General features: G+C 69.9%; 13 protein-coding genes. 7 read left to right on the top strand and 6 right to left on the bottom strand.

From position 1 onward, the window contains the following. Positions 1–107: 107 nt before the first annotated feature. On the top strand, positions 108–635 hold the full coding sequence (locus H590_RS0106365) for a PH domain-containing protein (protein ID WP_028702904.1): 528 nt from the start codon (positions 108–110) through the stop codon (positions 633–635). Between the two features lie 32 nt (positions 636–667). On the opposite strand, the gene H590_RS0106360 is transcribed toward H590_RS0106365, so the two are convergent. Then, a complete protein-coding gene (locus tag H590_RS0106360) occupies positions 668–1,384 on the bottom strand; it encodes a Type 1 glutamine amidotransferase-like domain-containing protein (protein WP_028702903.1) in 717 nt (238 codons plus the stop codon). Beyond that, entirely contained in the window at positions 1,381–2,148 is a 768-nt protein-coding gene (locus tag H590_RS0106355) for a biotin--[acetyl-CoA-carboxylase] ligase (RefSeq protein WP_269471523.1), read from the bottom strand. Before H590_RS0106355 ends, H590_RS0106360 begins: the two co-directional genes overlap by 4 nt. A 266-nt stretch (positions 2,149–2,414) precedes the next feature. On the opposite strand from H590_RS0106355, the gene H590_RS0106350 reads away from it, so the two are divergent. Genes H590_RS0106350 through H590_RS0106340 form a run of 3 tightly spaced genes read left to right on the top strand, consistent with a single transcriptional unit; the run spans position 2,415 to position 4,848 of the window. Then, a complete protein-coding gene (locus H590_RS0106350) occupies positions 2,415–3,989 on the top strand; it encodes an acyl-CoA carboxylase subunit beta (protein WP_028702901.1) in 1,575 nt (524 codons plus the stop codon). A gap of 14 nt (positions 3,990–4,003) precedes the next feature. After that, positions 4,004–4,234, top strand: a complete 231-nt coding sequence (locus H590_RS0106345; protein WP_232021329.1) for an acyl-CoA carboxylase subunit epsilon — start codon at positions 4,004–4,006, stop codon at positions 4,232–4,234. Further along, entirely contained in the window at positions 4,234–4,848 is a 615-nt protein-coding gene (locus H590_RS0106340; protein ID WP_051238241.1) for a Maf family protein, read from the top strand. The genes H590_RS0106345 and H590_RS0106340 overlap by 1 nt, the downstream gene beginning before the upstream one ends. Positions 4,849–4,902: 54 nt before the next feature. Here H590_RS0106340 and H590_RS18310 read toward each other — a convergent pair whose 3' ends face one another. Both H590_RS18310 and H590_RS0106330 read right to left on the bottom strand, forming a co-directional pair. Beyond that, positions 4,903–5,433 (bottom strand): hypothetical protein, encoded by a 531-nt coding sequence (locus H590_RS18310; RefSeq protein ID WP_126412788.1) that lies wholly within the window; start codon positions 5,431–5,433, stop codon positions 4,903–4,905. Between the two features lie 22 nt (positions 5,434–5,455). Then, on the bottom strand, positions 5,456–6,670 hold the full coding sequence (locus tag H590_RS0106330; protein WP_172599485.1) for an arginine deiminase: 1,215 nt from the start codon (positions 6,668–6,670) through the stop codon (positions 5,456–5,458). 54 nt (positions 6,671–6,724) lie between these two features. On the opposite strand from H590_RS0106330, the gene H590_RS0106325 reads away from it, so the two are divergent. Next, positions 6,725–7,429 (top strand): SDR family oxidoreductase, encoded by a 705-nt coding sequence (locus H590_RS0106325; RefSeq protein WP_028702897.1) that lies wholly within the window; start codon positions 6,725–6,727, stop codon positions 7,427–7,429. A 34-nt stretch (positions 7,430–7,463) separates the two neighbouring features. Here H590_RS0106325 and H590_RS0106320 read toward each other — a convergent pair whose 3' ends face one another. Next, complete coding sequence (locus tag H590_RS0106320) at positions 7,464–8,267, bottom strand: hydroxymethylpyrimidine/phosphomethylpyrimidine kinase (RefSeq protein WP_028702896.1); 804 nt, start codon at positions 8,265–8,267, stop codon at positions 7,464–7,466. A 145-nt stretch (positions 8,268–8,412) separates the two neighbouring features. After that, entirely contained in the window at positions 8,413–8,904 is a 492-nt protein-coding gene (locus H590_RS15285) for an NUDIX hydrolase (protein WP_036981313.1), read from the bottom strand. Between the two features lie 163 nt (positions 8,905–9,067). Between H590_RS15285 and H590_RS0106310 the strand changes: the two genes are divergently transcribed. After that, positions 9,068–10,843 (top strand): acetyl/propionyl/methylcrotonyl-CoA carboxylase subunit alpha, encoded by a 1,776-nt coding sequence (locus H590_RS0106310; RefSeq protein WP_028702895.1) that lies wholly within the window; start codon positions 9,068–9,070, stop codon positions 10,841–10,843. A gap of 72 nt (positions 10,844–10,915) precedes the next feature. After that, entirely contained in the window at positions 10,916–11,656 is a 741-nt protein-coding gene (locus H590_RS0106305; protein WP_028702894.1) for a hypothetical protein, read from the top strand. Positions 11,657–11,747 lie beyond the last annotated feature (91 nt).

Below are 11,747 nucleotides of genomic sequence, written 5' to 3'. Positions count from 1 at the left end.
AGATCCACGCGCCGGCAGATCCACGCGTTGGGAGGTCCGATCCCCATCACCTCGGGCGACGCACTGGGCAGATGGCCCGCACTGGAGTCATGGCCCACACTGGAGTCATGGTTCTGTCACGAAAGCTGCTCAGCGACCAGGAGCAGGTACTGCTTCACATGCGCACCCACGTCAAGGCTCTCATCGCCCCGACCGTCCTGCTGATCATCGTGGTCGCGGCGGCCGGGCTCGGACTGGGCCTCATGCCGTCGCAGTGGACGCCCTGGGGCTCCTGGGCCGTGGTCGGGCTGGCGGTGGTGCTGGTGGTCCTGGGCACCGTGCGCCCGTGGCTGAACTGGCTCACCACCACCTACACCGTCACCGACCGCCGCATCATCACCCGACGCGGGATCCTCCAGCGCAGCGGCCACGACATCCCTCTGCACCGGATCAACGACGTGTCCTACGAGCGGGGACTGGTCGACCGGATGCTCGGGTGCGGCACCCTGGTGCTGTCCACCGCCGCCGAGGACCCGGTCACCCTGCCCGATGTGCCCCATGTCGAGCAGGTCCACGTCCAGGTCGCCGACGCGCTGTTCGCGTCCCACAGGCCCGACCCACGCTCGCCCTCCACCCCGCAGGACTACGACCGCTGAACCGGCAGGGAGCTCACCGGACCGACGGTCACTCAGAGCAGGGTGACGTCCAGCTGGTCACGCAGCACCCCGGCCGCGGTCGGCGAGTTGCTGCTGGTGAAGCGGCTCACCTGGGCCCCCTCGCGCTCGCACACCGCCCCGGCGAACTCGCCGTCGATGAAGTGCACCGCGGCGCCGTCGTCGACCGCGTAACCGTCCGGCAGCACCCCCGAGGCGATCGCCTGGGCGTAGGCCGGGGGCCGGTCCGGCTCCCCGTCGAAGTGCGGACAGAAGGAACCCGGCAGCAGACCCAGACCGCCCCGCCAGGCGCGCAGGTCGCCGAAGGCATCTGTCAACGATCCGGTGAACCAGCAGGCGGCCCCGGCCGACACCCCGCCCAGCACCAGATCGGAGTCCCGGACGACCATTCGCTTGATGACGTGGTCGACCCCGTGGGCCCGCCACAGGGCCACCAGATTCGCCGTCGACCCGCCACCCGAGAGCACCACATCGGCCTGACTGAGCCGGTCCACCGACTCCGCGGCCCCCTGCCACAGGGTGAGCACCATCGTCCGGACCCCGAGAGCAGAGTAGGCCGCCAGGAATCGGTTGATGTAGGCCGGGTCGTCGGCCGCCGCCGTGGGCGCGAAGCACACCAGCGGTGAGGACTTGCCCGACAGATCCAACAGGTGACGGTCGAGAGCAGTCGGGGCGCCGCGGTTCGACATCGAGAAGCCGCCGCCGCCCATGGCGAGGATGTGGGTGGTCATGGGGTCAGTCTAGGGTTCCCCACCGGCCTGAGGTGCTCGACATCGGCGGCCGAGAAGGCACACCGCCCCTCGGCGGTGGCGACCACGATCGAGCCATCCATCTCGATGTCTGCACCGACCCCCTCGATGCGGGTCGGTCCACCCCCGACTTTCGCCGGGTCGAAGGTCAGTCGCACCGGCCTGCCGATGGTGTCGCAGCGGTCGCGATAGATGCCGCGCACGGTTCCGGTCGCCAGCCACACCCCGATGAGATGGTCCAGGGCCTCCACGACGGCGGCGGCCAGCCGCTCCCGGTCGTGGGCCAGCCCGCACAGCGCCAAGGAGGTGGCAGTGGGCACCGGCAGTTCGCTGCGGTCCATCGATGTGTTGATCCCGATGCCGATCACGGCATGGGAGCCGGCGGGCCCCTCGACCCTCTCCGACAGGATCCCGCACAGCTTCCCGCCGTGTTCCCGGTGCTGGTCCAGCAGGACGTCATTGGGCCATTTCAGGGTGACGCGGTCGCGCCCGGCCCCGGTGGTCGCCTCGACGGCCTCGGTGACGGCCAGTCCGGCGACCATCGACAGCCACCCCCAGTCCTGGGGATCGCGGGAGGCCGGCACCAGGGCCGACATCAGCAGAGCGGTGCCGGCCGGCGCCTGCCAGGGTCGGGAGAACCGCCCATGACCGCCGTCCTGGTGATCGGCCACCAGGATCCGGAACCCGGTCTGGCCGCTGCGCACCATCCGGCTCAGGTGAGCATTGGTCGAGTCGGTGTTCGCCACCACCGTGATACCGCCGGATCCCGGACGAGTGAACCGGGTGTCGCGGTCGGTGAGCTCGGTGATCCTGGCGGCGTCGATGGTCGAGGTGACTGGCACGGTTGGCAAGCCTAGCCGCACCGGGCGGCCGTGACCGCGAGTCCGGACCCCTCGAGCGCCTCGGCCCCGATCCACCGTCGCCTGCCGTGCTCCCCACCGGCGCGCCGATGTGATGTCCGTCACACAACCGGTGCCACCGACAGGCTCCACAACCGGATAGTCTCGCCGGTATGGACATCGACATCCACACCACGGCCGGGAAGATCGCCGACCTGGGTCGTCGCATCGACGAGGCCGTCAACGCGGCCTCCCCCGCAGCCGTCGAGAAGCAGCACGCCGCCGGCAAGATGACCGCCCGGGAGCGGGTGCTGGCACTGCTGGACGAGGATTCCTTCTCCGAGCTCGACGAGTTCGCCCGGCATCGCTCGCACAACTTCGGCATGGACAACCGTCGGCCCTACACCGACGGCGTCATCACCGGGGTGGGCGCCATCCACGGCCGGCCGGTCTGCGTCTTCAGCCAGGACGTCACCATCTTCGGCGGTTCCCTGGGCAAGGTCTACGGCGAGAAGATCTGCAAGATCATCGACTTCGCCGTCAAGACCGGTTGCCCTCTCATCGGCATCAACGAGGGCGGTGGCGCCCGGATCCAGGAGGGGGTCTCCTCCCTGGCGATGTACGGGGAGATCTTCCGGCGCAATACCCGGGCCTCCGGCGTGATCCCCCAGATCTCGGTGATCATGGGGGCGGCCGCCGGCGGGCACGTCTACTCACCGGCCCTCACCGATTTCATCGTGATGGTCGACCAGACCTCCCAGATGTTCATCACCGGTCCGGCAGTGGTGAGCGAGGTCACCGGCGAGGACGTCTCCCTGGAGGAGCTCGGTGGCGCCCGCACCCATTCGGCCGTCTCGGGAAACTCCCACTACCTGGCGGCCGACGAGGCCGACGCCCTGGAGTACGTCCGCGACCTCATCAGCTATCTGCCGCAGAACAACCTGGAGGACCCGCCGGTCTACGACGATGGTGAGGTCGACCTCACCATCACCGACCACGACCGCGAGCTCGACACCCTCATCCCGGACTCCCCCAACCAGCCCTATGACATGCATGAGGTGATCAACACCGTCCTCGACGAGGACACCTTCATGGAGGTCCACGAGCTGTTCGCCCCGAATGTGCTGTGCGGATTCGGCCGGATCGAGGGGCGGGCGATCGGGGTGGTCGCCAATCAGCCCCTGGTGAACGCCGGCACCCTCGACATCGACGCCTCCGAGAAGGCGGCCCGGTTCGTGCGGACCTGCGACTCCTTCAACATCCCGGTGCTGACCTTCGTCGACACCCCGGGATTCCTGCCCGGAGTCCAGCAGGAGCACCGCGGGATCATCCGCCACGGCGCGAAGCTCATCTACGCCTACGGCGAGGCCACCGTTCCGCTGCTGACCGTCATCACCCGCAAGGCCTACGGCGGCGCCTACATCGTGATGGGGTCCAAGACCCTGGGCGCCGACGTCAACCTCGCCTGGCCCACCGCCCAGATCGCGGTGATGGGGGCCGACGGCGCGGTGAGCATCCTGCACCGCAAGGATCTCGCCCGGGCCGAGGATCCCCAGGCGCTGCGCAAGGAACTGGTCGACGAGTACGAGACCTCGATGTCGAACCCCTATGTGGCCGCCGAGTCCGGCTACATCGACCAGGTGATCCACCCCCACGAGACCCGCGAGACGGTGATCCGCACGCTGCGGCTGCTGCGCTCCAAGCGCGAGGCACTGCCTCCCAAGAAGCACGGGAACATCCCGCTGTGAGCACCGACCAGACGCTGGCGGCCCGGCCCGAGACCCCCCAGATCCAGCTCACCAAGGGCAGTCTGAGCGACGAGGAGCTCGGGGCTCTGATCGCGGTGCTCACCGCGGCCACCCGCCCCGCACCGGATCCCTATGTTCCCGAGGACCGCCCGGCGGCCTTCGGCTGGCGGTCCTACTGGCGTCCGATCCGCGAACCTTTCATGCCCGGCCACGCCGCCTGGCAGGGCTCTCTGCGACGGTACTGATGGGCGTCCGGTACCGCTTCGTGCTGGCCTCCAAGTCGCCGGCCAGGCTGGCCAGCCTGCGCTCGGCCGGGATCGAGCCGGAGGTCATCGTCTCGGGGGCCGATGAGACCCAGCATCCCGGCGAGCCGGCTCCCGACCTCACCGCGCGGCTGGCCGAGCTCAAGGCGGACAGCGTCATCGAGACCCTGGCGGTCGACGGCCCCACGATCGTGGTGGCCTGCGACTCGGTGCTGGATCTGGACGGCCGGGTGCTGGGCAAACCGGGCACCGCCGATGCGGTGATGCACTGGTGGTACGGGATGCGGGGACGCAGCGGGGTGCTGGTCACCGGACATCATGTCTGCGTCCTGGACGAGGCCGGACGCCGGGCCGCCACCCGGGTGGGACAGACCGTCGTCACCTTCGCCGATCTGACCGACGACGAGATCCGCAGCTATGCCGAGACCGGCGAACCCCAGCGGGTCGCCGGGGCCTTCACCCTGGACGGTTACGGCGGTGCCTTCGTCACCCGCATCCAGGGGGATCCGCACAATGTCACCGGTATCTCGCTGCCCCTGGTGCGCCAGATGCTGCTCGACATGGACGTCGCCTGGGAGAGCCTGTGGGACCGGTGAGACCGGTCTGCTGAGGCCGGGAGACCGGTGGCCACCCGTCCGGGAAGCCATCCGTCAGGGACGGCGCAGGGTGAGCCCGGCGAGGTCCTGGGAGACGGTGTAGGCCCCGCTCCAGCCGTGCCCGCTGAAGGTCAGCGACTGCTGTCGGTCGGCGGTGATGGTGAATCCCGCACCGGGCAGGCGGTCGCGCAGGAAGCGGTAGGTCTGCGAACCCTGGGAGACGTCGATCACCAGGGTCACGTTGTTGGGGTTGTCCACCGTGTAGCTGATCATCAGGTCGGCCGGCAGCGGCAGCTGCTCGGGGCCATTGCGGATCGCGAAGTCGCGCAGTGTGGAGGCCTCCGGGTCCGCCGAGGAGGGCATCGCCACGGACCCGGAGGGACCGCCCGGCGCACTGGTGCCGGCCCTGGCCGACGTATCGGGGGCTGATGCCGCCGGGGCGCCCGCACCGGGCGACAGCGTCGCACCCGTGCCGGCTGATGGAGAGGTCGCGGACCCCGTCCGCCCACCGCACCCGGTCACGGTCAGCACAGCCAGCAGAGCCGCCGCGGCGGCCGCCGCGACCGGGCCTCGAGAGACACTCACCCGGTCACTGTAACCACGCAGGTCAGCCCACCGGGTCGCGCAGCACCGGGCAGGACATGCACCGGGGGCCTCCGCGGCCCGACCCCAGTTCGGATCCGGGAATGGTGAGCACCTCGATGCCGGCGCTCTCCAGATGGGCGTTGGTGCGGGTGTTGCGGTCGTATCCGATCACCAGCCGGCGGTCCAGGGCGAGGGTGTTGTTGCCGTCGTCCCACTGCTCCCGTTCGGCGGTCACCGGGTCGAGGGCGGTGTCGATGACCCTCAGTCGGTCGATGTCCATCGCCTCGGCGGCGGCCTCGACGAAGGGACGCGGGCTGCCGACCCGGATGTCGTCGCCGTCCAGGGTGATCTCCAGGGCGGTCAGACTGTCGGCGACCGGCGGGTACATCACCACCGCGTCGGTGTCGACCATGGTGCAGATGGTGTCCAGGTGCATGGTGGCCCGCTGCTGGTCGATCGGCACCGCCAGCACCACCCGCGCCTCGCCGAGTTCGAAGGCCATCCGGGCGAGACGCTGGGCGCCGGCCGGGGAGGTCCGCTGTCCGACGCCGACGGCCATCACACCGGCGGCCAGGTGGAGGACGTCGCCGCCCTCCAGATTCTCCTGACGCCAGCCGTAGCAGGGTGTGTGGGCGGCGAACCGGGGGTGGTGGTCGTAGATCAGCTCGGTGAGCTGGGTCTCGCGCCGACGGGCCGGCATGGTCAGCGAGGTGACGGCCAGGTGGCGTCCCACCCACACGCTGGAGTCGCGGGTGAACAGCAGGTTCGGCAGCGGCGCGATGACGAACTCCTCGGGCGCCAGCAGGGCGGTCACCAGGCTGCGCGGGGCGGCCGGTTCCAGGTCCGACAGCTCACCGTTGGACAGGCCGGCCATCAGCACCTCGGCCAGTCCCTCGCTGGACAGCTCGGCCATCCGGATTCTGAGGTACCCGCGCACCGAGTCGTCCAGGCGGAGGCTGGACAGGGCGTCGTGGATCGCCCGGGAGCGCGCCGTGGGGTCGTCGAGGACCTCCTCCAGCAGGTCGCGCAGCAGTAGCACCTCGACCCCGTGGTCGACCAGCACCTGGACGAAGTAGTCGTGGTCGCGCTGGGCCTGGTCGACCCAGGGAAGCCCGTCGAAGAGCAGCGCGTCGCTGTTGCGCGGAGTGAGACGCCGCAGCTCGTTGCCGGGCCGGTGGAGGATCACCGTGCGCAGTCGACCGACCTCCGAGTGCACCTCACAGGGCCTGATGTCCATGGGGCGACGATATACGCGTGGTCGGCGACCGCGGGGTGCTCATAGAGTGGCGTCATGGCTGACAGCACTCTCAGACATGTCCTGGTCACCGGAGGGTCTCGCGGGATCGGCCGGGCGATCGCCCGCGACCTGGGGCGCGACCACCACGTCCTGGTCGGGGGCACCCGGGCGCAGACCGTCGATCCGGTGGTCGCCGAACTGCCCTCGGCCGAGCCCTTCATCTGCGATCTGGCCGACGAGTATGCCACCGCACGGGCCGCCTCGGCGATCACCCGACTCGACGCGCTGGTCAACTGCGCGGCGGTCGGCGTCCAGGGTCCCGGCGCCATCGGCGAGGCCGGGCGGGAGCAGTGGCGACGGGTCCTGGAGATCGACGTGGTGGCCGTCGCCGATCTCACCCGACTGCTGCTGCCCCTGCTGCGCTCCTCCCACGGCGACATCGTGATGATCAACTCCGGGTCGGGATTCAACCGACCCGGACCGGGAGGGGGGATCTACGCGGCGGCCAAGTATGCGTTGAGGGCCCTCACCCACGCCCTGCGCGAGGAGGAGCGGGGCGTGGTGAGGGTGACCTCGATCCATCCGGGCCGGGTCGACACCGACATGCAGGTCGCCCTGCAGGCCGGCAGCGGCAGACCCTATGTGGCCTCGGAGCACCTGCGTCCGGAGTCGGTGGCCGCCACGGTGAGAACCGCCCTGGAGGCCTCCGACGAGGCGATGATCGAGGAGTTGTCGATCCGGCCGGTGTTCCGGCGCTGACCGGTCCGGCCCACTCGGCCCTCGGTAGCCCTGCTCAGCCCTGGTAGTACCCCTGGTAGGCGCAGTCGAAGGGGGCATTGCCGTGCATCCGGTGCTCGATCGCCGAGACGACGACCTTCTTGGCGGTGCGGCTGGCCTCCAGCGGGGTGGCCCCCTTGGCGAGCTCGGCGGTGATGGCCGCGGCCAGGGTGCAGCCGGCGCCGGAGACGCGCTCCTTGCCGACCGCGGGCACCTCGAGGACCTCGAGGGTGTCGCCGTCGTAGAACACGTCGAGGGCGGTGCCGGTGTTCAGCAGGGTGCCGGCCTTGGCCAGCACCGCGGGCACTCCCTGGGCGTGGATCCGCTTGGCGGCGTCGATGAGGGCGTCGACCGAGGTGATCTCGTCGACCCCGGCCAGGATCTGGGTCTCGAACAGGTTCGGTGTGGTCATGGTGGCCAGCGGCAGCAGCTTCTCGCGCAGCGCATTGTCGGTGTCCAGGGCGGCGCCGGCCTCCTGGCCCTTGCAGATGAGGACCGGGTCGAGCACCACCTTGTCGAACTGGTACTTCTTGAGTGCGGCCTCGACCGCCTCGATGGTGGCCGGGGTGCCGAGCATCCCGATCTTCACCGCGTCGATCCTGCCGTGGACGCCGACCGCTGCCTCGATCTGGTCGGAGATGACCTGGGGATCGATCGGCACGAACCGGTGGCCCCAGCCGTTGGCCGGGTCGAAGGAGACGATGCAGGTCAGCGCCGTGCAGCCGAACACGCCGAGCTGGTGAAAGGTCTTGAGGTCGGTCTGGGCCCCGGCTCCGCCGGAGGCCTCGGATCCCGCGATGGTCAGTGCAATCTTCGTCACCCCTCCATCATCCACCCGCCGGACGCCGGGACCCGCCGCCGCCCATGGGCGAGACGGACCGCGGACAGGACCCGCAGATCATCAGCACCCAGCACCCAGTCCGGCCACACGCAGCACGAGGCCGCACAGGGACGCGACCGGCCAGTCAGTGGGGATCGTGCTCGATCACCACGTCCGGCCCCCCGGCCAGAGCCACCTCGATCCTGCGGGCGTGCCGCGGCTTGAGTGGCGGCAGAGCGTCCAGCGGGAAGAAGCGGGCGTCGGTGGACTCGTCGTCGCCGACCCGGGGCTCCCCGGCCACCCACCGGCACAGGAAGTCGTGGTCGAGGTAATTGCACCGGTCCCGGTTCGAGTACTCGATCGTCCCGGAGACGGCCATCCGGGTGAGCCGGACCACCTCGATCTGGACGCACGCCTCCTCGGCTGCCTCCCTCACCACGGTCTGGGAGGGCAGCTCGCCGGGTTCGACGATCCCGCAGATGGGGGTCCAGGAGCTGTCGTCGGAGCGCCTCACCAGAAGCACCTCGGCGGGTCGGCCCGCCACCTGACGCACCACGGTGGCGGTGGCCCCCGACAACCACAGGTCCCGGTGACCGATCTGCTCTCTCAACTGAAGAATGAACTCAGGTGTGGGCACGCCGTCGAGGTTAGCCCTCCGAGCCGCCCGCAGCAGGCCGTCCGGCAGGTCATGGGGCCGGGCCCGATGAGTCTCCGGAGCGTGAGCTGTGTCACATTCGGGGCGATCTGCCCCTAGACTCCACAGAGACCGTCCCATAGGGACTGTGACGAATGGAGGAATCGTGGGGCAGACCATCCACCGGGTGCTCATCGCCAACCGCGGAGAGATCGCGGTACGCGTCATCCGAGCGGCAGCCGATGCAGGGATCACCAGTGTCGCCGTGTACGCCGACTCCGACGCCGACGGGCTGTTCGTCAAGCTCGCCGACGAGGCCTATGCCCTCAACGGGACCACCCCCGCGCAGACCTACCTGGACATCGACAAACTGCTCGACGTCGCCAGACGGGCCGAGGTCGACGCCGTCCACCCCGGCTACGGCTTCCTGTCGGAGAATGCCGACTTCGCCCAGGCCGTCATCGACGCCGGGCTGATCTGGATCGGGCCGCCGCCGTCGGCGATCCGGTCGCTGGGCGACAAGGTGCAGGCCCGCCACATCGCCAACAAGGTCGGTGCCCCCCTGGTGCCCGGCACCGCCGACCCGGTCTCGGGAGCCGAGGAGGTCGTCGAGTTCGCCAGGACCCACGGTCTTCCGATCGCCATCAAGGCCGCCTTCGGAGGCGGCGGTCGCGGCCTGAAGGTGGCCCGGACGATGGACGAGGTCGCCGATCTCTACGAGTCTGCGGTCCGCGAGGCGGTCACCGCCTTCGGCCGCGGCGAGTGCTTCGTCGAGCGCTACCTCGACAAGCCGCGACACGTCGAGACCCAGTGCCTGGCCGACCAGTACGGCACCGTCCAGATCATCTCGACCCGTGACTGCTCCCTGCAGCGCCGCCACCAGAAGCTGGTCGAGGAGGCCCCCGCCCCGTTCCTCTCCCAGGAGCAGCTCGACCGGCTCTACTCGGCGTCGAAGGCCATCCTCAAGGACGCCGGTTACACCGGCGCCGGGACCTGCGAGTTCCTGGTCGGACAGGACGGCACCATCAGCTTCCTGGAGGTCAACACCCGTCTCCAGGTCGAGCACCCGGTCTCCGAGGAGGTCTCCGGCACCGACCTGGTCCGCCTGATGTTCCACGTCGCCGAGGGCGGCCGTCTGGAGGACCACGACCCGGAGCTGCGCGGCCACTCCTTCGAGTTCCGCATCAATGCCGAGGACCCGGGCCGTGGATTCATGCCCGCTCCCGGCACGCTCACCGCATGGGTTCCGCCGTCGGGTCCCGGCGTGCGGGTGGACGAGGGGTACCACACCGGCATGTCGGTCCCGGGCGCCTTCGACTCGCTGATCGGCAAGCTGGTGGTCACCGGATCCAGCCGCGAACAGGCCCTGGAGCGCGCCCGGCGCGCCCTCGACGAGATGCGGATCGAGGGCATGCCCACCGTCATCCCGTTCGACCGGGTCGTCGTGCGGGACCCGGCGTTCACCGCCGAGGACGGGCACTTCGGCGTCTTCACCGACTGGATCGAGACCGAGTTCGACAACGAGATCGACGCCTACACCGGCGATCTGGGCAACCCGGAGGAGACCGAGCCGCCGCAGACCGTGGTGGTGGAGGTCAACGGCAAGCGCGTGGAGGTCCGACTGCCGGCCTCGCTGCAGGCCTCCCGTCCGGCCCAGGGAGCCCGGTCCAAGAAGCCCACCAGACGGTCCCGCGGGGGTCACCGTCCGGCTCAGCCGAGCGGCAACGCGCTGGCGTCGCCGATGCAGGGCACCATCGTCAAGGTCGAGGTCGTGGAGGGGGAGCAGGTCAGCGAGGGAGATCTGGTCGTCGTCCTGGAGGCCATGAAGATGGAGCAGCCGCTCACCGCCCACCGCTCCGGGATCATCCGCAACCTCATCGCCGAGCCCGGCAGCACGGTGGCCTCCGGAGAGGTGGTCTGCGAGATCGTCGACCCGCAGTGATCCCTGGCGGACCCGTCCGCTGTGGGCTACCCCGCCTTGAGCCCCGGCTGCCGGAACGGCATGCTGGGGGTCATGGGAAATCTTCTGCTGTTCATCGTCTTCCTGGTGGGAATGATCGCCACCATGGCTGCGATGACGCGCGCGCAGCGGCAGGCGCGCGAGGTGGAGGCGAAAAGGACCAAGGCCATCGAGGCGCGGGTCAACCAGATGCGCGCCGACACCGAGACCGACGTCACCAATTTCGGCGAGAGCCTTCGCGAGCTGGACATCGAGATGGGCTCGGAGGATCTGTCCTCCGAGGCCCGCAAGGACTGGACCAGGGCTCTGGACTGCTATGACCGGGCGAAGACCCTGATGGCCTCAGACCCGGGCACCGGCAACATCACCCTGGTCACCGAGGCCCTGGAGGAGGGCCAGCACGCGGTGGCCTGCGTCAAGGCGCGACAGCACGGCGATCCGGTCCCCGAGATGCGTCCGCCGTGCTTCTTCGATCCCTCCCACGGTCCTTCGACCGCTGAGGTGATGTGGGCCCCCGAGGGCGGAGTCGCCCGCAAGGTGCCGGCCTGCGCGGCCGACGCCGATCGGATCCAGCAGGGTCGTTCGCCGTGGATCCGCACCGTGCCGATGGCAGGTCACCAGGTGCCCTACTGGGAGGCCGGCGAGGACTACGCCCCCTGGGTGCGCGGCTACTACCAGCGCTACGAGCACAGCCCGGCGGTCTCCGGGCTGGCCGTCGGCGGGCTCGGACTGATCGGTCTGGGTCTGTTCTCGGCCATGTTCGACGACGGCCCGATGGGCCCGGGGCCCCGCTGACCCCTCCCCCGTCATTCGGGCCCACCCCTCCCAGCACCTTCCCCTCTGCACCTTCTGCTCTGCACCTTCTCCTCAGTGGCCGCCGACGCAT

The sequence above is a fragment of the Acidipropionibacterium jensenii DSM 20535 genome, assembly GCF_000425285.1.
Lineage (GTDB): Bacteria > Actinomycetota > Actinomycetes > Propionibacteriales > Propionibacteriaceae > Acidipropionibacterium > Acidipropionibacterium jensenii.
Note: the sequence above shows the minus strand (reverse complement) of the source record. Positions and strands in the feature narration are given on the sequence as shown.

Excerpts from the sequence above, each read along its gene's own strand:
- H590_RS0106350 (WP_028702901.1), top strand. The coding sequence starts at position 2,415 with ATGGACATCGACATCCACACCACGGCCGGGAAGATCGCCGACCTGGGT.
- H590_RS0106325 (WP_028702897.1), top strand. The coding sequence starts at position 6,725 with ATGGCTGACAGCACTCTCAGACATGTCCTGGTCACCGGAGGGTCTCGC.
- H590_RS0106360 (WP_028702903.1), bottom strand. The coding sequence starts at position 1,384 with ATGACCACCCACATCCTCGCCATGGGCGGCGGCGGCTTCTCGATGTCG.
- H590_RS0106365 (WP_028702904.1), top strand. The coding sequence starts at position 108 with ATGGTTCTGTCACGAAAGCTGCTCAGCGACCAGGAGCAGGTACTGCTT.
- H590_RS0106305 (WP_028702894.1), top strand. The coding sequence starts at position 10,916 with ATGGGAAATCTTCTGCTGTTCATCGTCTTCCTGGTGGGAATGATCGCC.
- H590_RS0106340 (WP_051238241.1), top strand. The coding sequence starts at position 4,234 with ATGGGCGTCCGGTACCGCTTCGTGCTGGCCTCCAAGTCGCCGGCCAGG.
- H590_RS0106330 (WP_172599485.1), bottom strand. The coding sequence starts at position 6,670 with ATGGACATCAGGCCCTGTGAGGTGCACTCGGAGGTCGGTCGACTGCGC.